The 26,946-nt window shown below is 45.4% G+C and carries 19 protein-coding genes and 1 pseudogene; 15 read left to right on the forward strand and 5 right to left on the reverse strand.

What is annotated here, in order from left to right:
- Window positions 1-1,015, forward strand: a 1,015-nt coding sequence (locus WS34_RS10055) for a DUF418 domain-containing protein (RefSeq protein ID WP_046404596.1), incomplete at its 5' end; no start/stop codon positions are given.
- A 278-nt stretch (window positions 1,016-1,293) separates the two neighbouring features.
- On the opposite strand, the gene WS34_RS10060 is transcribed toward WS34_RS10055, so the two are convergent.
- Together WS34_RS10060 and WS34_RS10065 are read right to left on the reverse strand one after the other, a co-directional pair.
- Window positions 1,294-1,890, reverse strand: coding sequence for a sugar O-acetyltransferase (locus tag WS34_RS10060; RefSeq protein WP_022159942.1), 597 nt, complete (start codon window positions 1,888-1,890; stop codon window positions 1,294-1,296).
- Between the two features lie 192 nt (window positions 1,891-2,082).
- The gene (locus WS34_RS10065; RefSeq protein WP_046404598.1) at window positions 2,083-2,550 is read right to left on the reverse strand and encodes a YbaK/EbsC family protein; all 468 of its coding nucleotides are present in this window, start codon (window positions 2,548-2,550) and stop codon (window positions 2,083-2,085) included.
- Window positions 2,551-2,752: 202 nt separating this feature from the next.
- Here WS34_RS10065 and WS34_RS10070 point away from each other — a divergent pair, with 202 nt between their 5' ends.
- From WS34_RS10070 to WS34_RS10115, 9 genes are all read left to right on the forward strand, one after another.
- The gene (locus tag WS34_RS10070; protein WP_013610384.1) at window positions 2,753-3,319 is read left to right on the forward strand and encodes an RNA polymerase sigma factor; all 567 of its coding nucleotides are present in this window, start codon (window positions 2,753-2,755) and stop codon (window positions 3,317-3,319) included.
- A 69-nt stretch (window positions 3,320-3,388) separates the two neighbouring features.
- Window positions 3,389-4,441 carry a FecR family protein gene (locus WS34_RS15605; protein WP_118104800.1) on the forward strand — a complete coding sequence of 351 codons (1,053 nt, stop codon included), beginning with the start codon at window positions 3,389-3,391 and terminating at the stop codon, window positions 4,439-4,441.
- Between the two features lie 148 nt (window positions 4,442-4,589).
- On the forward strand, window positions 4,590-7,895 hold the full coding sequence (locus WS34_RS10080) for a SusC/RagA family TonB-linked outer membrane protein (RefSeq protein WP_157741818.1): 3,306 nt from the start codon (window positions 4,590-4,592) through the stop codon (window positions 7,893-7,895).
- A gap of 23 nt (window positions 7,896-7,918) precedes the next feature.
- Window positions 7,919-9,436: a RagB/SusD family nutrient uptake outer membrane protein gene (locus WS34_RS10085; protein ID WP_046404599.1), complete on the forward strand. Its 1,518-nt coding sequence runs from the start codon at window positions 7,919-7,921 to the stop codon at window positions 9,434-9,436.
- 19 nt (window positions 9,437-9,455) lie between these two features.
- On the forward strand, window positions 9,456-10,289 hold the full coding sequence (locus WS34_RS10090; protein ID WP_286693709.1) for a DUF4843 domain-containing protein: 834 nt from the start codon (window positions 9,456-9,458) through the stop codon (window positions 10,287-10,289).
- Between the two features lie 25 nt (window positions 10,290-10,314).
- Complete coding sequence (locus tag WS34_RS10095) at window positions 10,315-11,874, forward strand: PKD-like family lipoprotein (RefSeq protein ID WP_046404603.1); 1,560 nt, start codon at window positions 10,315-10,317, stop codon at window positions 11,872-11,874.
- An 88-nt stretch (window positions 11,875-11,962) separates the two neighbouring features.
- Window positions 11,963-13,108 carry a thioredoxin family protein gene (locus WS34_RS10100; RefSeq protein WP_013610390.1) on the forward strand — a complete coding sequence of 382 codons (1,146 nt, stop codon included), beginning with the start codon at window positions 11,963-11,965 and terminating at the stop codon, window positions 13,106-13,108.
- Window positions 13,109-13,456: 348 nt separating this feature from the next.
- Window positions 13,457-15,064, forward strand: a complete 1,608-nt coding sequence (locus WS34_RS10110) for an alpha-galactosidase D (RefSeq protein ID WP_046404605.1) — start codon at window positions 13,457-13,459, stop codon at window positions 15,062-15,064.
- Between the two features lie 41 nt (window positions 15,065-15,105).
- A complete protein-coding gene (locus WS34_RS10115; protein WP_022159937.1) occupies window positions 15,106-15,870 on the forward strand; it encodes a basic secretory protein-like protein in 765 nt (254 codons plus the stop codon).
- A gap of 181 nt (window positions 15,871-16,051) precedes the next feature.
- Here the strand turns inward: WS34_RS10115 and galK are convergent, their stop codons facing one another.
- The gene (gene galK / locus WS34_RS10120) at window positions 16,052-17,200 is read right to left on the reverse strand and encodes a galactokinase (RefSeq protein ID WP_013610393.1); all 1,149 of its coding nucleotides are present in this window, start codon (window positions 17,198-17,200) and stop codon (window positions 16,052-16,054) included.
- 477 nt (window positions 17,201-17,677) lie between these two features.
- Here galK and WS34_RS10125 point away from each other — a divergent pair, with 477 nt between their 5' ends.
- The 5 genes from WS34_RS10125 (at window position 17,678) to WS34_RS10145 (ending at window position 24,558) form a co-directional block, all read left to right on the forward strand.
- A complete protein-coding gene (locus tag WS34_RS10125) occupies window positions 17,678-18,775 on the forward strand; it encodes an aldose epimerase family protein (protein ID WP_502685465.1) in 1,098 nt (365 codons plus the stop codon).
- Window positions 18,776-18,813: 38 nt separating this feature from the next.
- Entirely contained in the window at window positions 18,814-20,490 is a 1,677-nt protein-coding gene (locus tag WS34_RS10130; RefSeq protein WP_118104803.1) for a sodium:solute symporter, read from the forward strand.
- Window positions 20,491-20,508: 18 nt separating this feature from the next.
- Window positions 20,509-21,192, forward strand: a complete 684-nt coding sequence (locus tag WS34_RS10135; RefSeq protein WP_046404608.1) for an L-ribulose-5-phosphate 4-epimerase — start codon at window positions 20,509-20,511, stop codon at window positions 21,190-21,192.
- 137 nt (window positions 21,193-21,329) lie between these two features.
- Window positions 21,330-22,835: an L-arabinose isomerase gene (gene araA / locus WS34_RS10140; protein WP_229053226.1), complete on the forward strand. Its 1,506-nt coding sequence runs from the start codon at window positions 21,330-21,332 to the stop codon at window positions 22,833-22,835.
- A 52-nt stretch (window positions 22,836-22,887) separates the two neighbouring features.
- Window positions 22,888-24,558 carry a ribulokinase gene (locus WS34_RS10145; RefSeq protein WP_046404625.1) on the forward strand — a complete coding sequence of 557 codons (1,671 nt, stop codon included), beginning with the start codon at window positions 22,888-22,890 and terminating at the stop codon, window positions 24,556-24,558.
- An 86-nt stretch (window positions 24,559-24,644) separates the two neighbouring features.
- Here the strand turns inward: WS34_RS10145 and WS34_RS10150 are convergent, their stop codons facing one another.
- Window positions 24,645-25,745 (reverse strand): OmpA family protein, encoded by a 1,101-nt coding sequence (locus WS34_RS10150; RefSeq protein ID WP_046404613.1) that lies wholly within the window; start codon window positions 25,743-25,745, stop codon window positions 24,645-24,647.
- Between the two features lie 95 nt (window positions 25,746-25,840).
- Window positions 25,841-26,946, reverse strand: a pseudogene (locus tag WS34_RS10155) (hypothetical protein); the annotation flags it as partial.

Here is a 26,946-nt window from a genome sequence, read left to right on the forward strand (position 1 = left end):
ATTGAACAGTATTTTTGCTCTTTTTGCCGGAAAGGCCTATGCCATCTTTGCATTGTTGTTCGGATTTACCTTTTACATGCAAAGTAACAATCAAAAAAAGCAAGGGAAGGATTTCGGCTATCGTTTTCTGTGGCGTCTGGTGTTATTGGGTGTATTTGCAACATGGAATGCCGCCTTTTTTCCTGCCGGAGATGTATTGTTGTTGTTTGTTGTTGTCGGGGTTGTTTTATTTCTTACCCGGAGCTGGAGCGACAGGGCTATTGGGGTCGCCGCAGTTGTCTTACTCCTGCAGCCTGTCGAGTGGTATCATTACATAGCCAACCTGATCAATCCGGCGCATCGCTTACCGGATTTGAAAGTTGCTGAGATGTACGGGGAAGTGGCGGATTACACCAAAGCGGGAAATTGGAGGGATTTCCTCCTGGGTAACGTTACTTTGGGACAAAAAGCAAGTTTTTTATGGGCGGTAAATGCCGGACGTTTCGTACAGACTGCCGGATTATTTCTGTTAGGTTTTTTTATCGGCAGAAAACAACTTTTCATGACGAATGAAAAGAATATAGCTTTTTGGACAAAAGTACTCATCATTTCTGCTATTTCTTTTGCTCCTTTATACACCTTAAAGGAACTGGTCATGGAAAATGACCCAATCGTGCAGCAAACTGTGGGAACGGCATTCGATATGTGGCAGAAGCTGGCTTTTACTTTGGTTTTAGTGGCTTCGTTTATTCTGCTTTATCAACATAAAAATTTCAGCAAAGCAGTCGCCGGTTTGCGTTTTTATGGTAAAATGAGCCTGACCAATTACATCTCTCAATCCATAATAGGTGCTTTCATTTATTTCCCTATAGGTCTGAATCTTGCCCCTTATTGCGGATATACCCTTAGTTTATCGGTCGGCTTTTTGATATTTCTGTTACAACTGAAATTTTGTAAATGGTGGCTGGCCAGGCATAAACAAGGTCCGTTGGAATATATCTGGCATAAATGTACCTGGATAGGAACGGGTAAATAGCCGAAGTCTATAAACAATCCTCCGGCATGATTTTCTGCCGGAGGATTGTTGTTTGGGGGTACTTTAATCGAACTGTAAGATGACGTCTGTCTTTTCGCTGCAGAATGAAAGCCTGTTTTTAAGAAATAATCCGTTTTCTCTGGGCCTGAACTGTGAGGAGGATATGACGAAACAGGATCCGGTCCGCATTGTTTCAGGGAAATGAAGCAGCTGCGGGTTCCTTTAGCTGTGATGCGATAGTTCCGTCTGAATCAAAAGCGACTGACTTTACCATGTACTTATTTTTTGTTGATCTCACGGATTACCCGGCAAGGATTACCTACTGCCAGACTATCGGCCGGAATATTTTTGGTTACGACACTTCCGGCTCCGATTACACACCCTTTGCCGATAGTCACTCCGGGTAATATGATCACACCGCCACCGATCCAACAACCGTCTTCGATAGTCACAGGAAGTGCATAAGTACGGCAGAAATAGGCAGCTTGATCCGGAGTCCAACCGGGAGTGAGCCGTTCGGACAACTCGATAGGATGGGTTGCTGTATAGATTTGTACATTGGAAGCGATTAAAACATGGCTACCTATGGTGATTTTATTACAATCGATAAAAGAACAGTTCATATTGACAGATACATTGTCGCCGATATGAATATTACAACCATAATCACATAGGAACGGAGTACCGACAGATACGTTGTTACCGATACTGCCGAACATTTCTTTCAAGACTTCCTGTTTTGTTTTTTTCTCTTCGTAAGGCAGTGCATTATAGCGTGCCAACAATTGGCGGGTTTTCCCTTTTTGTGTGATAAAAATAGGATCATGACAGTCGTACCACTCACCGGCCATACATTTGTCTAATTCTGTTTTCATGTGAATCGATGATTTATTTCAGATTATAATAGACAAATGTATGGGAAATATCTTGCTTCATTTTTGATATAGATCAAAAAGATAGATGGCCGGCAGAAACGGCCGGGTCTCCAATCCCGAATACTGAAGACGGACAAATACAGAAATAATGCTGCTTTTTCGGCGATAAAAGTTCCGATAACTTAAAGATTTTTATTTACAGACGTCGATCCATTGGATAGCCAGGGCGTATCGGAATAATTCGTCACAATGCAATTCGATGGCTGAATTGCTACTGCCGCAGGCCGGAAAAACGGTGTCGAATCTTTGCAGGGAAATATCCAGATAAGTTCGTACGCCTTCAGGATTAGCGAAGGGGCAGACGCCTCCGATGGCATGGCCTGTCGATTCTACCACTTTCTCAGGACTTAACATTCTGGCTTTCATTTTGAAGAAATGTCTGAATTTACTGTTATCGATTTTTGCGTCTCCGGCAGTGACGATCAGGATACAATGATTTTCGTCTTCGCCTTGGAAAGAGAGGGTTTTAGCTATACGTGCCGGTTCGACGGACAATGCCTGTGCGGCTAATTCGACGGTTGCACTGGACACTGGAAATTCCATGACTTCTTTTTCACGACCCAGGGTGGCAAAATAAGCTTTGACTTTTTCTATTGACATGATTTTATTTTTTTTCGATCGTTATACGTGCTGATCGGTTGTTTTCGGAAAGCAAAATTAAAGAAATAGAAGATGGAATGAAACGAAGAGATTGTTTTTTACTTACCATATTGCTGCTGACAACAGTGAATCTGAAAATTTCTACTTTATGCAATATAGGTCAATTTTACTATCTTTGTGATTTCGATCGTAGGGCGTTATTATGAAGAGATATGGTGCCGATAGAGATAAAGAGATCCAGAGACTACTGCAAGAAATGCCGGAGGAAGGGTTTCGTCTGCTGTTCGATGTGTATCATATGCAATTGTGTGTGTATGTCGTACAGTTGACCGATTCTTTCCAATTGGCCGAGGATATTGTTCAGGATTTCTTTGTCGCTTTCTGGGAAAGAAAATATTATCGCGCCATTACCGGCAATTTTCGTAGTTATCTGTATACTTCCGTACATAATGCAGCATTGGCTGTTTTGAAGAAGAAGAAGCTGGTGCCGATGGAATTACTGACAGGAGTCCCGGTGGAGATTCCACAGGAGGCTGTCCTGGAAAGGGAAGAACTGGAACGGCAGGAAAAAGAATTGATGCTGAAATTGGAGAAATTACCGAAGCAAGAAATAGCTGCCATCAAAGCGGTTATCCTGGAAAATAAAAAATGTGTGGAAGCTGCTTTGGAACTCGGTATGTCGGTAAATACCTTAAAGACACATTTAGCCCGGGCGTTGAAAAAATTGAGAAAAGATTATCATCTCTCCTTTTTATTTTATTCGTTTTAATAAATATTAACATTTTACTTGTCATTCATTCAACTACTTTTTCACTCTACAATATAAAAAGAGTGAATAATGACTAATGAAAAACAACAAAATAGAAAAACTTTCATCGATTGTTACCGGATCGGACGTTCGTTGGAATATATGGATCGTTATGACCAGGAACAGGCGTGGAAAAAATTGAATTCCGCCATACAAAGAAAACGCCTGCATCGCCGGATCTCTTATATGTCCTCTGTCGCGGCTATGGTTGCCATTGCTTTTACTTCATTTTATTTGTGGCATGGTGAAGATCAGGCTCCGGCAGAGAAGTTGGCCGATGCTCAGGAGACCGTTGGACAGAGTGGGCGTCCCGGTGTTATCCTGTCGCTGTCTGATGGCCGCCGGATCGATCTTTCTGCCCGGGAAGGTAAGATCGGGGCAGGAGAAGAGGTGGTGAATCATCCGGAAAACAAACAATTGTTCTATGCTGCGGATCAGGGCGGGGAGAAGATCAGCCGGATGAACCGGCTGGATGTTCCTCAGGGAGCTGAATATCATTTGGTGTTGTCCGACGGGACACGGGTGTGGATGAATGCCCGCTCGCGTTTGGTTTATCCGGTGGCTTTCGGCGATACCCGGGAGGTAGAACTGGAAGGGGAGGCCTATTTCGAAGTGACCCGGGATGAAAACCGTCCTTTTATTGTACATGCCGGTCAGGTTGCTGTCAAAGTGTTGGGAACAGAGTTTAATGTAAATACCTGCCGGAAGCAAAAGGTACAGACAGTGTTGGTAAAAGGAAGCGTACAGGTGGAGAACGGCGGAAAACGGGAGGTGGTGTTACGACCGGGCGAGCTGGCGGAAACCGTGGGGACACAGATCCGGGTCACTCAGGTGAATGTACGCAAATATACGGCCTGGCGTGAGGGAGTATTTTATTTCGAAGAGGCTGAGTTGGAGGAAATTATGACGGAATTGGCCGACTGGTATTGTGTACAGGCTGTTTTTACCGATCAGACGGTCCGGACGCGTAAATTCAGCGGAGTACTGGAGCGGAGCGAGACCATAGAAAACGTGTTGAAAAAGATAGAACGTACCACCAGTGTACATTTTACTATCCAACAAGGTATTATTCAAGTGAAATAACAAAAGAAACCGGAAAAGGGCTGCCACCCTCTTCCGGCGGAGATCAAACTATCATAGCAAATAATAGTATTAACCAATTCACAAATTTATGAAAAAAAAAGAAATTGTACGATTTCCCAGGTCCGGGAAATTAAGGCAAATCGGAAGGATGATGAAATTAATGGTTTTATTCATGATTTTGGGGTGTGTGAGTGTATCGGCCAGGTCGGTTGCACAAAACCAACGGGTGTCCCTGAACTTGCGGAATTGTACGGTGATGCAGTTGTTTGAAGAAATTCAGCAACAGACCCGTTTGTTTTTCTTTTACGATCAGAAGCATTTTCAGGGACAAAATGTTTTGACGGTTCGGGCCGACGATGAAGAGGTCGGTGGATTGCTGAAACGTTTGTTTGCCGATAAGAATGTGGAATTTGTTTTTGAAGACCAGACCGTTATCGTGCGTCCGGCAGTTAGCCGGAAGCAAGTGAATGGAAAAGTGGTAAAGGGGGTCGTCAGGGATGCTGCCGGCCATGTACTTCCCGGAGTAACGGTAGTATTGAAAGGGACGACGCTGGGAACTTCTACGGACATCGACGGTAAATATACCCTGACTTTACCCGAAGGTGAACACGTTCTGGTTTTCTCGATGATCGGTATGAAAATGCAGGAGTTTCCTTTGGGCACACGTACCGAACTGGACGTTACCCTGCAGGAAGAGGTGGCAGAGATGGAGGAAGTAGTGGTGACTGGTATTTTCAAGAAAGCGAAAGAGAGTTATACCGGAGCTGTTTCATCGATCGATAAGGAGCAATTGAAAATCTATAAAGGCCAGAATCTGCTTCAGACACTGAAAAATATAGATGTGTCCATTAATCTGGCTGTGGATAATATTAACGGTAGCAATCCCAACCGGATGCCGCAAGTGAATATCCGGGGTAATTCTTCTCTGCCTATGAGTGTACAGGAGTATAACGAAAGCCTGAGCAATGAGGTGAATACCCCGTTGATCATCCTGGATGGCTTTGAAATAGCATTGGAGCGTTTGATGGACTATAACGACGAGGAAATCGAATCGATCAATATCCTGAAAGATGCTGCTGCTACGGCGATATACGGTTCGCGGGGTTCTAACGGAGTGATTGTGGTGACGACAAAGCAACCGGAAGCCGGTAAATTGCGCGTTAATGCAGAAATAGGGATCGATATCGAAGCTCCTGACCTGACTTCTTACGATTTGTTGAATGCGGCTGAAAAATTGCAGCTGGAGTGGGATCTCGGATTGTATAAGAATGAAAGCCTGCCGAGTAATGATGTATGGTATAAAGAGGCTTATGCCAAACGGAAAAGGGCAATTGCCTCCGGCACAGATACCGACTGGTTGAGTAAACCGTTGCACACAGGGGTCGGTTCGCATTATAATTTACGTATGGAGGGTGGAAGCGACGAATTCCGCTGGAGTGCCAGTGTGGGCTATAAAAATACACAGGGAGCCATGCGGGATTCCGAGCGTAAAAGTCTGAACACCTCTCTGACCTTAATGTATAAAGTGAAAAATTTCACCTTTAAAAATCAGGCTTCTTACGGGACAACCAAAAGTAAAGAGAGTAAATACGGTACGTTCAGTGATTATGTAAAACAACAACCCTATAATGCTCCGTATGATGAGAATGGAAAACTGGTGCGGATGTTCGACGGTTTTCATGCTCATTACCAAGGATATCAAAATCCGTTGTACGATGCCACCCTGAACAGTTTCGATAAGAGTAGTTACCGTACGCTGACGGATAATTTCGCCATAGAATGGAATCCGTTCGAAGGCTTGACCTTACGCGGACAAGTCGGGATTACGGCTACGGACAATACGTCTGATCGGTTTTTGCCCGCAGAACATTCCACTTTCACCGACGATTCGCAATATGAAACCGACGAGGGATTCCTGCGCCGGGGAACTTATGATTATACCACCGGACGTACGAATGAATATACCGGGAATATAACGCTTTCGTATACCAGGACTTTTGCCGATAAACATCAGGTGTATGTCGGTTTGGATTATTCGCTGAATGAATCCGAGGGGTATAATTATGCCATCGCTGCCGAAGGTTTTACGAATGAGGATATCCATTTTCTGGCCAGTGCCCGGCAATATGCCAAAGACGAAGGTCCCGGCGGATCCAAATCCAAAAGCCGTCGGTTGGGATTGACAGCCAATGTCAATTATATCTATGATAACCGTTATTTCGTGGATTTTTCGTATCGGGTGGATGGGAAATCCGATTTCGGTTCGAAAAAGAGATATGCTCCTTTCTGGAGTACCGGTATCGGCTGGAACCTGCACAATGAAAAATTCCTGAAGGGTAGTTTTGCAAATATTCTGCGGTTGAAAGCTTCTTACGGACAGACCGGTACACAGCAGGGATCCGACGGTGCCAATACGTTGTATAAATATATTACGGACAACCGGTATATGTATTGGACCGGAGCGGAATTGCAGGGATTGGGTAATCCTTATCTGACCTGGCAGAAAACCGATGAATTCAACTTCGGGGTGGAATTCGGATTGTGGAAAGGACGTATGAAGGGGGAATTCAACGTTTATACCAAGAAAACCTCTAATTTGCTTTCCAATATGGATCTGCCGCATTCCAACGGTTTTGCTTCCTACGTCGACAATGTCGGAGAAGTGAAAAACAACGGTTGGGAAGCCTCTGCCAGTGTTTATGTTATCCGGAATGCTGAGCGGGATATCAACTGGATTATCGGTGGTCAGCTGACTTACAATAAGAATTATGTTTCGAAGTTGTCGGAAGCCATTAAAGCCCAGAACGAGGCTTATCTGAAAGAGGATGTAGATGTCGCCAATCTGTTTTATGAAGGACGTCCGCAAAACGGTATTTATGTCGTTCGTTCTCTGGGAATCGATCCGGCCAACGGACAGGAGATTTTTTTGGATAAAGACGGTAACCGGACGGATATCTGGAAGGCTTCCGATAAGGTTTATGTCGGTCAGGCAGATCCCAGGTACCGGGGTATTGCCAATACGATGTTTATGTGGAAAGGATTGACGGTAAATGTATCGGCTTCCTTCTATTGGGGTGGGAAGAGGTACAATTCGACGATTATCGACCGGGTAGAAGTCGGGCGTACCACCTTGATGGCACAGAATGTGGATGCCCGGGCTCTGTACGACCGCTGGCAGAAACCGGGGGATATCGTTCCATTCAGGAAATACGACGATAGTTCGACCCGTGCCACTTCCCGCTTTGTCATGGACGATAAGGTGTTCGAGATTCAGTCTGTCGGGCTTCAGTATAAATGGGATTCTGCGTGGGTAAAGAAATACATGCGGGCGACATCGGTGACCTTCGGTGTGAATATGTCCGATTTGTGGCATTTCTCGACAATCAAGATGGAACGGGGTACCAGTTATCCTTTTGCCCGGAATATTCAGGGAAGTATAAAATTTTTATTTTAACGACAGGATAAATAACGATAGATATGAAAATATATAAATTTATAGGATTTATAGCCCTGTTGGGGTGGTCGGCCGTTTCTTGCAACGACTGGCTGGATGTGCGTCCCGATACGGAACAGAAAGAAGAAGATCAGTTTTCGACCTACAAAGGTTTTCGGGATGCTCTCACCGGATGCTATATGGCTTTGGCTAACGAAGATGTGTATGGTTGCCGTTTGACGATGAGTTGTACGGAAGCTTTGGCCGGATTGTGGCATATGCCGGATGAACCCTCGTCTACCAGCGATCGGTATCAGGATTATCACCTGATGTTGCACGAATACGACAATGACGGAGCACGGCAGGCTGTCCAGGCTATTTATTCCAAGCTTTATAATATCATTGTTCAGGCCAATCTGGTTATCAAACATGCAGAAGATAATGCAGCCGCTTTCCCCGACGAAGCAACCCGTTCGGTAATCCTCGGTGAAGCCTATGCTATCCGTGCCTATTGTCAGTTGGATGTTTTACGTTTGTTCGGTGAAGTCCCCGGGGGACAAGGAACAAAAGTAAGCTTGCCTTATTCCGAAGTGACGGCCTTCGACGAGAGAGCCACCCGCTATGATTTCACCGGATATAGCGAAAAATTGATCGCCGACCTTGATAAAGCTGAAAAGCTGCTCAAAGACAATGATCCGATTTTCGGATATACTTTTGAAGAATTGAATGCACCTTCGTCGGTGGAGATTGAAGATACCTATATGTGTTACCGGCAGTCCCGTCTGAACTATTGGGCTGTAAAGGCTTTGCAGGCCCGGACGTATCTTTATCTGGGGAAAGCCGATCCGAAATATCTGGCAATGGCTTACGATGCAGCGAAGGCGGTCATCGATGCCAAAGACCGGGATGGAAATCCGGTGATGACACTGAGCGGTAGCAGTGATCGTGAAACCAACGGTTATAAGGCCTGCCCGAACGAGTGTCTTTTTTATCTGAGTAAATATAATGTGAAAGATGTTGCTTCGATTCTGATCGGCGGGGCTGATGTACAAACCGGAGTAAACTATCTCTATATTACGCCCGAACGTCTGACCCGGCTTTTTGAGGGAGTTCCGACGGATTCGGACAACCGTTATGCATTCATGTGGAACAAAAATGCCAAATCTTCAACTTCGAAGAAGAATGCAACTATTCTGAAATATTATTTTGCCGATGATGTGGAGAATAAAGCATTGTATTATCAGATTATACCCATGCTCCGGATGTCCGAGATGTATTTGATTGCGGTGGAGACAACACCTTCGCTCAGTGAAGCCAATGCTTTGTATAAGGATTATATGCTGGAATGTGGTGTCGCTTTGGATAAAGATGTATTTGACGGTTTAAACGATCGTTCCGGTGAGCTGATGGCTGAATACCGGCGGGAGTTTTTTGCCGAAGGACAGTTGTTTTATACCTACAAGCGAAATCAGGTCAAGGATATACTGTGGTTGGAGACTCAGGAAATGACGGAGGATGATTATATCTTGTGGAATTGTGTAAATACGGAATTTAATCCTTAATTTTTTTAAACGAATAGCGATGAAACGATTGAATATATGGTTATGCAGCATGTTGTTGTGTATTACTGCCTGTGAAAAAGATTTACCGGTGTTTGAAGATCCGGATTGTTTGTTGAATTTTAATTATGGTAGCCAGCTCAGTACGGAAGAGGTCACTGAGATGATGCGAAACGGGAGCCATTCTTTCAAACTGAAAACACCGGAAGGACAATTGAGCGATACGGTATGGTTAGATGTGGATATTATGGGAAAACTTTCAGCGGAAGACCGTCCGCTGGCCTTGCAGCAAGTGATGGTGGAAGGAACGAAGAATGCCGTTGCAGGTACGCATTATATAGCATTTGACGATCCGGTACTGGCGGAGTTCTATGTTGTTCCTGCCCATTCGGCAACCGCTCATATTCCGGTGATCCTGAAACGTGATCCTTCTTTGGCAGAAGGGAATGTCGTTTTGCGAATCACTTTTAGAGAAAATGCAAATTTCAAAACAGGCTATCCGGAATTTTCTACTTATACGCTGACGGTTTCCGACCGTCTGTCTAAACCGAATGCCTGGGATTTGGCGTCTTTGGATTATTATTTCGGAGAATATGGGGAGAAAAAGCATGAATTGATGATTAAATGGACGGAAGAAAGTTGGGATGACGAATATATCAACAGTCTTTTCGCAGATATATACGGATTCGGAACTTTATCACCGAAAGATCCCAACTACATTGAGTGGCTGGCCGGGTGGTTTGCCGAACAGTTGGAGCAGGAGAATGTAGAACGCCTGCAGAATAAGCTCGACGTCTGGAAGGAAAGTGATACCGGGAAGCCGGTCGATTTTACACCGAAAGAATGGGGAAGGTAATATGAATGATTTAAACAGTAAGAAGATGAAAAAAATATATATTGGCCTGTTTTGGGCTTGCATACTTGGGATTACCGGTTGTTATGAAGACGACAGTACGATGGCAACCCCGGAAAGTATGGTGAATGAAATAACCATAGAGGAGTTTGCCGATACGTCAGCCATCGCTTATTCGACAGTATTGGAATTGACACCGAAAGTGACAGGGTATTCCGATACGGAACTGGAATACCGGTGGTATATATACGGCGGGGAGTTCAGCGACCGTACGGAAGACGGTTATCGTACCGTGCAAATCGGTGCGGAAAAAAAGCTTTCCTATCCTGTGGAGTTGAAAATCGGAACTTATACGGTTGTTTGCGAAGTGACGAATAAAGAAACCGGTTATTTCAACCTGACAGAATTTTCTTTGAAAGTGACTTCGGCCTTTTCGGAAGGATTTTATATTTTAAAAGAAACGACGGACGGAAACACGGATATGGATTTTTACAATGACCGTCAAAAGACGGTCATACCGGACGTGATTGCTTCAGTACAGGGAGAAGCACAAAGCGGGAAACCTTGCAATATGTGCCCGGTATATAACAAAATTTATATCGATCCCGCAACGGCAAAATCGACCTATGCTACGGGTGTTTTTGTCACTAGCGGACAGAATGAGTTTTCGATTTATTCTACGATAGATATGTCGACACTTTTCGACCGGTCTTCGTTGCTTTTTTCTGAGATGGACGGGGAAGAGGTGCCTTATGCTATGGTTTCTGCAATGAGAGGGAATATGCTGTTCTCGAATAAGGGAGTAAGACTGGATGATCTTGGCGGTGGAAGGTTCGCTAGTAAATACAGCACCGGAAAATTAGGTTATCCTGCCGGAAAAGGGACCAGTTCATTCATTCAGGCTTACGACGGGCAGAATCTTTCTTTTTGGAGCGGAGAAACCCGGCGGTTGATGTATACCTCCGGTTCGGATATGGAAGAAATTAAGTACAAGGATGGTTATGAGGGAGTTAAAGTGGATTGGGAACAGGCGGCTCCTGTGGCATCGGGCTGGAATCACCGGGCCGGTAAAAATACGATCTGGTATTTGTTCGACGTTGCCGGGGAAGGACGTTATGTGGTTGTGTTACAACCGGGAGGAGGTATCGATCAGGTCATCCGGTTAGATGCTTCCCTTCATTTAGCCAAGGCAGATGTAATTGCCGGAAATGCACTGACTTCTACCTCTATTTATGGAGTAGACGACAACCGTTTGTATCGTTATAGCCTTACGGAAGGTACCGAAACTTCTGCCATACCGGTGGAAGGGTTACCGGCGGGAACGATTACTTATATGGCCGATTTGTTTTACGGTTCATCTTTTGATTATATCGTTATCGGTATACAAAATGGCGATGAATATACGTTGTCGATGTATAAGATTGCCGGTGGACAACCTTCGGGCAAACCGGTGCATACGGTAACCGGAACCGGAATCCTGAAGAAGGTATGCTATGCCTGTCCTTTACAGGACTATGCGAGCCCGAATTATTATGCCTTTACTAAGTATGCGGAATTATATGGAATGGGACCTGATTTCCCGTATTGATGAGATAATGGTTTTATTCCTGATACAGTGCCGGACTGATAGTCGGGTATGTCGGTCCGGCGTATTAAACGATTAAATTTGCAATAGAATGAAAAAGATAGTATTAGCTGTATTTATGGCTGCAATGGCTTTATCTCTTTCGGCACAGATCAACTTCCGCGAGGGCGGCTTTGCCGAAGCTTTGGAGGCTGCCAAGTCCGAAAACAAATTGGTGTTTATGGATTGTTACACCAGTTGGTGCGGTCCTTGCAAATTGATGGCGTCTAAAGAATTTGTCCAGGAGAAAGCGGGTGAGTATTTCAATCCCCGTTTCGTGTCGGTAAAAATAGACATGGAGAAAGGCGAGGGCGTGGAATTGCGGAAGAGATATGATGTCAATGCTTATCCCACCCTGTTGGTGTTGAATGTGAAGGGCGAGTTACTATGCCGTCATGCCGGCTATCTGAGTGTAGACGAATTGATAGACTTTGCGGAGAATGGTGTGAAGGGAGGCGGATTAGCGGGTATGCACAAACGCTATGCCGCTGGTGAACGTTCATCGGAATTTATCGGAGAATACCTGGCTTTACTCGACGATGCCGCCATGTCGGGGACTATTCGTTCCGTAGCTGATGATTTCCTGAAAGACAAGACGGACGCTGTGTTTACGGATACAAATGTATATCGGATATTCTGTGGTTATGTTACTCCGGATTATGCTGTCTTCCGGTCGGTATATGCCCGCAAGGCAGAATTGGTGAAGCGTTACGGTGAAAAGGCCGGTCTGCATCTGGAGAGGGTGTGGGAAGCTGGTGCAAGGAAATACCTCAGGCGGGAGGCGAAGAAAATCGTTGGGTATGATGTTGCCGGACTGGAAGCCTATTATGCCCTCATGAAAGAATACCGGGTGCCGGAAGCGGAGGGTATTCGTGCTGCCGCTTTGGTGGATGGAACTATCGGCACGGCGGAGTGGGCAGCCCTGTTGGAAGCGATGACCGAGTATAATCGTTTTAGCCGCATGGTGGAAGATCAGATGTTTTATGCCTGTAACGCGTTGTTTTACGGACAGGGCGCGGAAGGATGGAAAAATGCCGGAGAACGCAAGAAGTTCGCCGCTTTGCTGGAAGAGCGTGTCAAAGCATTGAAAGGCAAAGAAGACACTTCCGGCCGGACCATGACGGTAGGGGGAAAAAGAATGCCTGTCATGGAGTATTACTGCCAGTCGTATGAGGAGATGTTGGAGAAAGTGAAGTAAGTAGACATTCATATTTATAGTGGTATGGGATTCCGGGACGGAATCCCATACGGTATTGCTAAATAAATATAATTATTCTAACTTTGAGCTGAATTATTCGAAGTATGTCAACGAACTGAAACCGTAGCTTTTTCAATGCTTTTCAGGACCAATGACATGAAAAGCGATAGTAAAAATTCGTATCCGGCTTTGCCGATATAGCGGACTGGATGTTTTAGAGTCATTTCCGCCCGATTTTGTTTATTGTTTGTTGGGCTATCAAGGATATTTCGAATTATGAAGTCAAGCCGGCTTTTATAAATTTTAAGGGCTTTGTTTGTAGAGACAGTAACACATAAATAACTACACATGAAAAAACAATTTTTGATGGCTTTAGCGGCGCTATCGCTGCTTGGCGGAAGAACGACGGCTCAGGAGCCGGCTTGTAAACCTCCTTTAATGGGATGGAGTTCGTGGAATGCCTACCGCGTAAATATCAGCGAAGATATTATCAAGCATCAGGCCGATTTGATGGTGGAGAAGGGCTTAAAAGATGCAGGATACCGGTTTATAAATATCGATGACGGATTTTTCGGTTATCGGGATGAAACCGGAAAGATGCATGAACATGCACAGCGGTTTCCGAACGGTATGAAAGTCGTCGTGGATCATATCCACAATCTGGGGTTGAAGGCCGGTATTTATACGGATGCCGGGAATAATACCTGTGGTTCTATGTCGGATCAGGATAAAGCGGGGATCGGGGCCGGAATTTACGGGCACGAAGCACAGGATGCCCAACTGTATTTCGGGGACTGGGGTTTTGATTTTATTAAAATCGATTATTGCGGGGGCAGTTATCTGGGGTTGAACGAAAGAGACCGGTATACCGATATCCGTCAGTATATCGATATCGTAAACCGGCAGGTCGCCCTTAACATTTGCCGTTGGGCTTATCCGGGTACCTGGGCGAAAGAAGTGGCCGGTTCCTGGCGGATTAGCGGTGATATCCAGGCCAGATGGGAATCGATAAAATATGTCGTCGGGAAAAATCTTTATCTGTCGGCTTATGCAGGAGACGGACATTATAACGATATGGACATGATGGTGGTCGGATTCCGGGAAGCCAGCCCGGTAGGGGGAGAAGGATTGACCCAAACCGAAGAAGAGGCTCATTTCGGTTTATGGTGTATCATGAGTTCGCCTTTGCTGATCGGATGTAATCTGGAGAAAATGTCGGATGCCACTTTAGAGCTATTGAAAAATAAGGAACTTTTAGCCCTGAATCAGGATCCGCTGGGTTTGCAAGCTTATGTCGTTCAGCACGAAAATGAAGGTTATGTGTTGGTAAAAGATATCGAACAAAAACGGGGGAAGGTGCGTGCTGTAGCGCTTTACAATCCTTCTGAGCAGCCTTGTTCTTTCACCGTACCTTTGACAGATCTCGAGTTCGAGGGTACAGTAAAGGTGAGGGATTTGGTGAAACACCGCGATTTGGGTAAAGTGGACGGGGCGTTGAAACAGGAAGTTCCGGCCCATGGGGCGATGATTTTACGGATCGAAGGGAAAAAACGGATCGAACCGACAGTGTACGAAGCCGAATGGGCTTACCTGCCTTTATTCGATGATTTGGGTAAAAATCCGAATGCAGTCAGATATACTCCGCAAGAAGGTACTTCCGGGAAAATGATCGTCGGGTATTTGGGGGGACAACCGGAAAATTATGCAGAATGGAAAGAGGTATATAGCGAAAAAGGAGGACAATACCGGATGACCGTTCAATATACACAGGGTGCCGGGCGGCAGCTGGAACTGACGGTCAATGGGGAAAAACAGGTGTTGAAACAACTGGGGGACGATAACGGGCTGCGGACTGTGACTGTTCCGGTGACTCTGAAACCCGGATACAATACGGTCCGGATGGGGAACAGTTATAATTGGGCTCCGGATATCGACTGTTTTACTTTGTCGAAGTGATCGCCTTCATGATTTTTTTAGATTTCAAAGTTTTGTATGATATGAAGGACTTCAAAGTTTTGTTTGTTCTGTTCGTTTTATTCTGTTCGCAAGGAGTATGGGCTCAAAAGTGGGAGGCTCCGAATTGGAAGAATTTCTCTTATCCTGTCATTGATTTTAAAGATAAGGCGGCCGGAACGAAGGGGGCTCAGATTTATAGACGGATCGTACCCGAACCGGAAGCTTTCATCCAGCAACATGCTTTATGGGTAGCTCAGACGCTTTATTGGTCGGCGACGGATTCTATGCCGGGAGTAGAGAAGATCGAATACAACCTGGAGGATACCGACGGTATTTCGGCCAAAGGGGGACAACCGCCGGTGGTCAATATTTTCTATAGTTCCCGGTGGGTGGAAAAATCGGAGGATAGCCAGGGAGACGATAAGGTGCTCTATGAAACCCGGGGAGTGCTTTATCACGAGCTGACTCATGCTTACCAACTGGAACCTCAGGGGATCGGCGGTTATAAACCCGGAACCGAATTCTGGGTATTTATCGAAGGAATGGCCGATGCAGTCCGTTATCATAATGGCTTTTTCCCGGTGGATAGCCGTAAACCGGGCGGACACTGGATGGATGGGTACCGGACGACCGGCTTTTTTCTGGAGTGGTTGACCGGCAAAGATCCGGATTTCCTGAGAAAATTCAATAAATCGGCTTTAGAGATCGTTCCCTGGAGCTTCGATAAAGCCATGAAACATATTTTCGGCGAGCAAGTGACGACAGATAGCTTGTGGGAAGAATACCAGGCTTTCCTGAAAAAATAAAATAGCTCACGGGGGACGGGGTGTTGGTTTATCCTCTGTCTCCTGTGTTACGCTAGATTGTTACCGATTGGGCAGCCCGGATCGGATAGGTTGTCATTGTTATTATTTTTCCTCTTCATGAAGAGGAAAAACCTTCCGGGGAGTCCCTCTCCATGAATTTTTTAGCTAGGATGATTTTGTTTTAATTCAATTTGCGTGCTCCGTCACTGATGGTTACCGGATATACTTTCGGTTCTTTACCGAATTTTGTCTTAAAACGACTGATCGCTGTTTCGATGAATCGGTCGTAATAAGCGTCTTTTACCAGGTTAATCGTACATCCACCGAAACCACCTCCCATGATCCGTGAACCGGTTACCCCACATTCTTTGGCGACATCGTTCAGGAAATCCAATTCTTCGGTACTGACTTCATAAAGTTTGCTCATGCCATGATGGGTAGCGTATATGTTTTTTCCTACGGTTTCGTAATCACCTCGTTTTAAAGCTTCGCAAGTATCGGCAAGCCGGCTGTTTTCCTGGATGGCATAGGTTGCCCGCATGTAATCTTCTTCACTGATTTTATCTTTAACTTCTTCCAGCATTTCCAGGGTTGCATCTCCGAGCAGTTTTACTTCCGGATGATTACCGGCGATAGCTGCTGCTGCCCTTTCGCAGGATTGGCGGCGTTTGTTATAGGGTGAATCGACCAGTTCGTGTTTGGTGACAGAATCGATCAATACTAATTTATAGCCTTGTGGATCGAAAGGGATATATTCATATTCCATCGTACTGCAATCCAGACGGATCAGGTTGCCTGCTTTACCGAAAACCGATGCAAATTGATCCATGATACCACAATTTACCCCGCAATAATGGTGTTCTGTTTTCTGTCCGATCAGTACCAATTCTTTTTTATCGAATCCGGCCTTGTAAATCTCATTCAGAGCAAAAGCAAAAGTACTCTCGAGGGCTGCCGATGATGAAAGACCGGCTCCAAGAGGTACATCACCTGAAAAAACGGTATCGAAACCTTTGATTTGTGCCCCCCGTTTCAGCATTTCGCGGCATACTCCGAAGATGTAATGTGCCCAGGAAGCTTCGGGTTTATCTTCTTCGTTCAGGCCGAATTCGGCATAAGCTTGCAGGTCTGCCGAATAGGCCCGGACTTTGTCTGTCCCATTGGGTTTGATTTCTGCTAAGATGCCTTTATCGATGGCACCTGGAAGAACACATCCTCCATTGTAATCTGTATGTTCGCCGATGAGGTTAATACGACCGGGAGAGAAATACAACATTCCTTCGGTTCCGAATTTTTCTTTGAATAGATTTCTTACGATACGAGTATCCATGATTTCTTTATTGTTATAAATTTATTAATGGTGTGTCTTAATCTGTTGCCTGTTGCTTTCGAAAAAGTTATCGTTTGCGTCAGGCTTCTTTCTTTATCATAAAGGAGCGCAATTTATGTAAAAAAAGCAGATTTTACAAATGTTCATCGGGATCTGAATTTATCGTACTTTTAATAATAAGGAGTACGACGATGACGTCGGTGATACCCGGATTTTTATTTAAAAATAGTCTAAATTACTTTTATTAATCGGTAGATATACAGTGAGTTATTGAAAATATTTCAAAGAAAGTTGTAAAAAATATTTTTAAAGTGTTTTATACACACTATATTTGAAGTGTTTTTTAAACACTTATGTGGGCGTTTCAAAAATGAATAGTCCTGAAAATTTGAACATACTAAAATGAAATCTAAATCATAAATTATAGCAAAGATTATGAAAACGTTTGTATTGGGTTTGGTGGTTGTTGCAGGAATCATGAGTTCTTGTTCCCCAAAAGCAAAGGAAGAGACAACTCTTTCCGGACTGAATCCGAAGAAGTTTCAGGCAGAGATCGATGGGAAACAGGCCGGTCTCTATACTTTGAAGAATTCGGCCGGAATGGAAGTTTGTATCACTAATTTCGGTGGCCGTATCGTGTCTGTTTTGGTTCCGGATAAACATGGAAATAGGAAAGATGTGGTATTGGGTTTCGATAGTTTGGCAGATTATCGGAATATACCCAGTGATTTCGGTGCCTCTATCGGTCGGTATGCTAACCGGATTGCACAGGGGAGAATCGAAATCGATGGCGAAACTATTCAATTGCCGCAGAATAACTATGGACATTGTTTACACGGTGGGCCGGAAGGTTGGCAATATCAGATATATGAAGCTAATCAGATCGATGGTACGACTCTCGAACTGACCCGTTTTTCTCCGGATGGCGATCAGAATTTCCCTGGAAATGTACGGGCGAAAGTGCGCTTTCATCTTACAGATGATAATGCTATCGATATTCAGTACGAGGCTGTGACAGATAAGAAAACGGTGATCAATATGACGAATCACTCTTATTTCAATTTGTCGGGTAATCCGGCTGTTGCCGCTACGGATCATTTGTTGTATGTGAATGCGGATGGGTATACTCCGGTCGACAGTACCTTTATGACAACGGGTGAGATCGTTCCGGTGGCCGGAACGCCTATGGACTTCACTCAACCGAAAGAAATCGGACGGGAGATAGACCGTTATGATTTTGTTCAGTTGAAAATTGGAAACGGTTACGACCATAATTTTGTATTGAACACTGAAGGAGATCTTTCTACTGTCGCTGCCCGTTTGTCTTCGCCTGAGTCCGGTATAGTACTCGAAGTATATACGGATGAGCCCGGTATTCAGGTGTATACCGGCAACTTCCTGGATGGAACTGTGAAAGGGAAAAAAGGGGTCGTTTATAACCAACGGGCTTCTGTTTGCCTGGAAACACAACATTTTCCCGATTCTCCGAACAAACCCCGATGGCCGTCTGTTTACCTGGAACCGGGGCAGACTTATTCCAGTCGTTGTATCTATAAATTTTCTGTAGAGAAATAAAGTGTATCGCTAAATATTCATTTTTAAATATCATTATTGTGGGAACATTAGATTATATCGTAATTGCCCTTTTTGCGATTGCCATGATTGGAATCGTTGTCTGGGTTTTCAAACAAAAACAGAAAAGTTCCGGCGACTTTTTTCTGGCCGGACGTGATGCAACCTGGTTGGCTATCGGGGCCTCGATTTTTGCCTCGAATATCGGTTCCGAGCACTTGATCGGTTTAGCCGGTGCCGGTGCTTCGAGTGGAATGGCTATGGCACATTGGGAAATTCAGGGCTGGATGATCCTGATTCTCGGTTGGGTGTTCGTGCCTTTTTATTCCAGAAGTATGGTGCTTACGATGCCCGAATTCCTTGAAAGACGTTATAATAAAGAATCCCGGACGATTTTATCGGTAATCTCTTTGGTCAGTTATGTCTTGACTAAAGTAGCCGTGACGGTATATGCCGGAGGTTTGGTTTTCAAAGAAGTGTTCGGTATTCAGGAACTATGGGGAATCGATTTCTTCTGGATCGCTGCGATCGGATTGGTGCTGTTGACTGCTTTGTATACGGTGATCGGTGGTATGAAATCGGTGCTTTATACTTCTGTGCTTCAAACTCCGATTTTGCTGATCGGTTCTTTGGTGATTCTGGTGTTGAGTTTGAAAGCTGTCGGAGGCTGGGATCAGGTGTTGGAAGCTTGTCGGGTGACTCCGGTAAATGAATATGGTGATTCGATGATCAATCTGATCCGGAGTAACCGGGATACCAATTTCCCTTGGCTAGGGGTGTTCATCGGGTCTTCTGTTATCGGTTTCTGGTATTGGTGTACCGACCAGTTTATCGTACAGCGTGTATTGTCGGGTAAAGATGAAACTCAGGCTCGGCGGGGGGCTATATTCGGTGCTTATCTGAAACTGACGCCTGTCTTCTTATTCCTGATTCCGGGAATGGTTGCTTTTGCTATGCAAAAACACGGTATTACCGTGAATGGGGAAACATTTACGATGAGTTCCGCCGATGCTGCATTCCCGACTTTGGTAGCTAAATTATTGCCTGCCGGTTTTAAGGGGTTGGTCGTATGCGGTATTTTGGCAGCCTTGATGAGTTCGCTGGCTTCTTTATTCAACTCTTCCGCTATGTTATTTACAATCGATTTCTATAAAAAATACAGACCGAAGGCTTCCGAAAAGACTTTGCTTTATGTCGGACGTGTCGCTACGGTAGTGGTAGTCGTGTTAGGTATTCTTTGGATTCCGGTAATGAAAAGTGTAGGATCGGTGTTGTATAACTATTTGCAGGATGTACAATCTGTACTGGCACCGGGTATTGCAGCGGCTTTCTTATTGGGTATTTGCTCGAAAAAAGCAACTCCGAAAGGCGGTATGTGGGGCTTGATCGCCGGATTTATTATCGGTATCACCCGTTTGGGGGCTAAAGTGTATTATACCTCGGGAGCGACTTTCAGCGATTCCTGGTTTAAATATCTGTTTTACGATACGAACTGGTTGTTCTTTTGTGGAGGTATGTTATTGTTCTGTATGCTGGTGATTGTGGTTGTTAGCCGTTTCACAACACCGGCACCTGCAGAACAGATCGTCGGCCTGACATTCGGTTCGACGACAGACGAACAAAAGGCGGTTACCCGTGCTAGCTGGAACAAATGGGATGTCATCCATTCCGCTATCATTATACTGATTACCGTTGTGTTCTATTGGTATTTCTGGTAATAAATTAAAATAGTAGTTATGTTAGAAGCATTGAAAAAAGAGGTTTGTGAGGCGAATCTGGAATTGGTGAAGCATGGCCTGGTTATTTTTACCTGGGGGAATGTCAGTGCTATCGACCGGACATCGGGCCTGGTGGTGATCAAACCTTCCGGTGTAGCTTATGAACAGATGAAACCGGAAGATATGGTAGTAGTGGATTTAGACGGGCATATCGTAGAGGGGAGTTTGAAACCTTCTTCGGATACTCCGACCCATCTGGTGTTGTACAAGGCTTTCCCGGCGATCGGAGGAGTGGTGCATACCCATTCTACGTATGCTACGTCATGGGCTCAGGCCGGTATCGATCTACCGAATATCGGCACCACACATGCGGATTATTTCAGTGGGCCGATTCCTTGTACCCGGGATATGTCTCAGGCGGAAGTCGAAGGAGCCTACGAGGAGGAAACCGGGAATGTGATTGTGGAACGTTTCCGGAAGTTGAACCCGGAATATATCCCCGGAGTACTGGTCAAAAACCATGGTCCTTTTTCCTGGGGAAAAGATGCTCACGAAGCGGTACACCATGCTGTGGTGATGGAACAAGTGGCTAAGATGGCTTTTGTGGCATTTACGGTTAACCCCCGTTTATCTATGAATCCTTATCTGATTCAGAAGCATTTCTTCCGTAAACACGGTCCGAATGCTTATTACGGACAATAAATTGAATTGACAATGCACAGTTGACCTTTACTGTCGGGTGCATTGCCGGAATATAATAGGTAAAATAAGTAATAATTCAGATTGACTGTTGAAAATGGATAGCATTATCAATTGTCGATTATCAATTTAAAATAATTATGGCTTTCGAAAATTTTGAAGTATGGTTTGTGACAGGAGCTCAGCTGCTGTACGGAGGAGATGCTGTTGTGGCTGTAGATGCTCACTCCAATGAGATGGTAAAAGGATTGAATGAATCCGGAAATTTGCCGGTGAAAGTAGTATATAAAGGTACGGTGAATTCGGCGAAAGAAATCACGGAAACATTCAAGGCTGCTAATCATGATGCGAAATGTATCGGGGTAATTACCTGGATGCATACTTTTTCTCCGGCTAAGATGTGGATTCATGGATTGCAGGAACTGAAGAAACCGTTGTTGCATTTCCATACTCAGTTTAATAAAGAAATCCCCTGGGATACCATAGATATGGATTTTATGAACCTGAATCAGAGTGCTCACGGTGACCGGGAGTTCGGGCACATCGTGACCCGTATGCGTAAACCCCGTAAGGTGGTGGTGGGGCACTGGCAGGATGAGGCCGCTCAGAAAAAAATTGCAGTTTGGATGCGTGTCGCTGCTGCCTGGGCCGATGCTCAGGATATGCTGATCCTTCGTTTCGGTGACCAGATGAATAATGTGGCTGTGACCGACGGGGATAAAGTGACTGCAGAACAGGTATTGGGGTATCATGTCGACTATTACCCGGTGAATGATCTGATGGTTTATTATCAGGCTGTCGAGGATAAGGAGGTACAGGCTTTAGTGGCTACTTATTTTAAAGAATACGAGCATGATGCTGCTCTGGAACAGACCGGTACGGAAGCTTATACCAAAGTCTGGAACTCTGCAAAAGCCGAGATCGCCTTGCGCCGTTTGTTGAAAGATACCGGAGCAAAAGGATTTACAACCAATTTCAACGATCTGGGATTGTTCGATCAGATTCCGGGTTTGGCATCACAGCGTTTGATGGCTGAAGGATATGGTTTCGGGGCGGAAGGTGACTGGAAAACGGCGGCTCTTTACCGGACTACCTGGTTTATGAGTCAGGGATTACCTAAAGGATGTTCTTTCCTCGAAGATTATACCTTGCATTTCGATGGGGAAAAGAGTGCCATCTTACAGGCTCATATGCTGGAAGTATGCCCGTTGATTGCAGAGCAGAAACCACGGCTCGAAGTACACCGGCTGAGTATCGGTATCGACAGCGAAACCGCCCGTTTGGTTTTCACCAGCAAACAAGGAGAAGGAGTTGCTGCTACTGTCGTGGATTTGGGTAACCGTTTCCGTCTCATTGTCAATGTGGTGGATTGTATCAAGAGTAAAAAATTACCTAAACTTCCCGTTGCTTCGGCTTTGTGGATACCGCAACCGAATCTGGAAGTCGGTGCAGGTGCCTGGATTTTGGCAGGAGGTACGCATCATACCAGTTTTTCGTATGACCTGACTACCGAATATTGGGAAGATTATGCCGAGATAGCAGGGATAGAAATGGTTGTGATCGACAAAAACACCACCATTCCGGAATTCAAGAAAGAACTCCGTATGAACGAAGTTTATTATATGCTGAATAAAGCACTCTGTTAATTGATAATTGACAATTATTTCTGTCGATTTTCAGTTTTCGATTAGAGAAGATATGGAAAAATACGTTATAGGTTTAGATTATGGTAGTGATTCGGCCCGGGCGATCGTTGTGAATGCGCTGACAGGGGAGACACTGGCTACTGCTGTGAAATATTATCCCCGCTGGAAAGAGGGGAAATACTGTAATCCGGCGATCAATCAATATCGTCAGCATCCGCAGGATTATATCGATGTGTTGGAAGCTTCGGTGAAAGAGGCTTTGGCGGCTTGTCCTGCCGGTACGGCGGAAAAAGTGGTGGGGATCGCTTTCGATACAACCGGGAGTACCCCTGCTTTTACCGATGCCACGGGGACTCCTCTGGCGCTCTTGCCGGAATTCGCTGAGAATCCGAACGCGATGTTTGTACTTTGGAAAGATCATACGGCAATCCGGGAAGCTGCCGAGATCAATAGACTTTGCGGAGAATGGAATATCGATTATTCGGCTTATGAAGGAGGAATCTATTCGTCGGAATGGTTTTGGGCAAAAGCTTTACATGTACTTCGTGAAGATGAGCATGTCAGGGCGAAAGCATATTCGATCGTAGAATATTGTGAATGGTTGCCGGCTTTGATCACCGGAGTGACCAAGAGTGACGATATCGTCCGCAGCCGTTGTGCCTGTGGCCATAAAGCGATGTGGCATGAACAATGGGGAGGATTACCCAGTGAGGAGTTTCTGACCACTTTAGATCCTTTGTTGGCCGGTTTTCGTTCACGCTTGTTTGAAAAGACGGAGACTGCCGATAAACCGGTAGGTAAGTTATCACCGGAATGGGCTGAACGCCTGGGGTTGACTACAGAAGTCGTGGTTGCAGGAGGTGCTTTCGATTGCCATATGGGAGCTGTCGGAGCCGGGGTCACTCCGCATACTTTTGTGCGGGTGATCGGTACATCGACTTGTGATGTCATGGTGGCTACTTATGAGGAGATCGGACATAAACTGATCAAAGGCATTTGCGGGCAGGTAGATGGGTCGGTTATTCCCGGTATGGTCGGTTTGGAAGCTGGACAATCGGGATTCGGGGATATTTATGCCTGGTTTAAACGGGTGTTGGAATTCCCGTTGAAAGAGATAGTCGGAAAGAGCGATTTGCTGGATGAGGAGATGAAAGAGCGGCTTGTGGAAGAAGCTTGCAACCGGATTATTCCTGTTTTGACGGCCGAGGCTGAAAAGATACCGGCGGAAGAAAGTACGGTTATTGCTACCGATTGGATGAACGGACGGCGCACCCCGGATGCCAATCAGTTGTTGAAGGGAACGATTACCGGATTGACTTTGGGAAGTACCGCTCCCCGTATTTTCCGGGCTTTGGTAGAGGCTACCGCTTTCGGTTCGAAGGCGATCGTCGATCGTTTCCGGAATGAGGGGGTTCAGATCGATAGCGTGATCGGAATCGGAGGAATTGCTTTGAAATCTCCGTTTGTTATGCAGACGCTGAGTGATGTTTTGAATATGCCGATCAAAGTCTGTAAGACTGATCAGGCCTGTGCTCTGGGAGCTGCTATGTTTGCGGCTACCGCGGCCGGGGTATATAACCGTGTTGAAGATGCTCAGAAAGCCATGAGCTCCGGGTTTGCTATGGAATATACTCCCAATGCTGCCAATGCGAAGCTGTATGAGGAAATCTATCGGAAATACCTGAAAGTCGGGGAGTTTACGGAAAAGGCATTGTTTTGCTGATTCTGGATGACGAAGTTAGGAAATGCCCTTTGAAAGTTTTGAACGGCTTTCAGAGGGCAATTTTCTTTTAGGGGATGTCTGTGTCGTTACATGCCCGGAGCGTCTGCTGTGATGCAGATGGTGACCCGGTTTTCTTCCGGAGTGGCGAATGGCTGGACGGTATCGCCTTGGAAGTCGGCGGTGATGCGGTCGGCGGCAATGCCTTTTGCCGTGAGTGCATCGGCTACGGCCTGTGCACGTCTGGCGGAAAGCGTCTTGTTGAGACGGTGATTGCCGGTCTGCACATCGGCATATCCTGTCAGGGTAACTTGCGCTGCCGGATTTTTTTGCAGATAAGCGGCAAGTTCATCCACTTTGCCGGCTTCCTCCGGGCGGATCACAGCTGAATTGATTTTGAAGAACACATTTACCTGTATCGGCTGAAGTTTTTCTGTCTTTTTTTCAGGCACGACAACCGGTTTCGGGTCCTCTTTCGGCTCTTCTTTCGGTACGTTCCGGGGTGGGATAGAAGTCGGGGCAGCCTTTTGTGTTTTCCTGGTATATCCCTTGCCGAAGCGGATGCTCACGCCGGCAAGAATGTTGAATTGCCAGTCGGCATTTCCTGCTTTCTTTGAGTTGAAATGGTCGGATAGGGCATTGGCATTCCCTTCGAGGTTAAACGCTACGGCATCACAAATCCTGAAATCCATCCCTACTCCCAGACGGCCTGCCACGAAAGCCTTGGTGTCATCCCATAGATATTGCAGTTTGTTTCCAGCCTCATTGAGGGCAACAGCGTCGTTGTTGTTGAAAGCCATGTTGACCCCGATACCTGCAAACAGATAAGGGTTGAAGAAACGCTTGTGATTGAATCCTCCGAGGCTGTTGGCGATGTCGAAAGTAGCCTCTGCGTTCAGCTGTGCATAATTGAACTTATACTCCTGGCGGGGATTCACCCAACAGCCTTTCCCCTGCCATCCGCTGAATCCTCCGCGCAATCCCCACACGGGCGTAAAACGGTAGCCTGCCGACAGGGCTGCTGCCGGTGACACCAGGTCGGAAAACTTACCTTCTCCGATCGTATGACCGATACCTCCCTGAACCTGCATATACCAATGCGGGCGGAACTCAATTTTCTCTGTCTCCTTTTGGGCGAAAAGAGAAGTAGTGCTTGCTAAAAGCAAGGCGGCTAAAATTGTTTGTTTCATAATAGAATTTTATGAGGATAAACAGAGGCGGTGAGCTTCTTCACCGCCTCATTCATTTTACTACTTAAAAGTTAACAGAATTTCGTAGGGAATAATCAGTTACCTTGAGTAGCTAATACATCTACTACGATATATTCGATTACTTCACCCCATTTATATACGACTTTGACAGGAACATTTAGTTTAAAGGCTCCTACGGCAGCTCCATTATTCTTCAGGGTCAGAGTACCGTAATTGGCCAGATCTGCCTCACTGGTTGGAACAGCAGCTGGTATTCCTTCGCTAGCTGTCAGAACTAGTTTTTTTGTAACACTACCCAGCTCAACTTTGTCTTCCAGTTTGTTACCGTTCAAAGTGGTATAGATCGGATACTTTACGTCAGCATGGTCACCGGCTAAAGCTACGATTTGTTCAACTTTGTAGTAGTCATAGAAGTTTACAGGTGTAAATTGGAATGCCTCTTCTCTCCAGTCTTTCAGTTCGATCAGATCCATTAAATTGATCGTAGATCCGTTGGTCTGTGCATCTCTTAAGGTGGCTGCTTCTTCTTGTTTCAACACATCTACCGGACGCAGGAAGTAAGCTTTGAATTCACCATTGGATAACGGATATTCGAGACCACAACCATTGATCGCTTTTACATTCATCCAGGCGTAGAAAGTCGCCCCTTCGCCTAATTCCAGGTGTCCTGCCTTGTTCAGTAAGTTTTTAGCCACCTCGTTATTTTCATAGGTTACAACAGAAGCTGTTACCGTGGCATCGGTAGCATCGCTCAGAGAAGCGATTTTAGTATTATCGGCATACAGGGATTTTCCATTGTCTTGTACATTCAGGTTGTATTTGGTTCCATCCAGACCAGTTACTTCCCGGTTTACGTTTTTATCAGAGAAAATAAATGAATAATTCAAAGTAGTGAAATCGGTGAATGTGTTATCTTTTCCGTTCAATTCCAATTTGTTACCATTGAAAGTACTCAACAAGTCTGCGATGAAATCGCACTTATTAACGGCGTCTACTACTTCTACATTCAGGCGGACATAAGTCATGGCTGCATCCCAGTATTCTTTGATCCCTTCACCTACAGTAGCAGCTTTTGGATGCTCGACGGTGGCTTTCAAAGTAATGACTACGTCCTGACGTCCTTTGGCACTATAAACAACCTTGTGTGTAAATTCTTTACCGTTTGTAGCAGCTTTGAGTT

It is taken from the genome of Odoribacter sp. N15.MGS-14, from assembly GCF_000980245.1.
GTDB classification, from domain to species: Bacteria; Bacteroidota; Bacteroidia; order Bacteroidales; family Marinifilaceae; genus Odoribacter; species Odoribacter splanchnicus.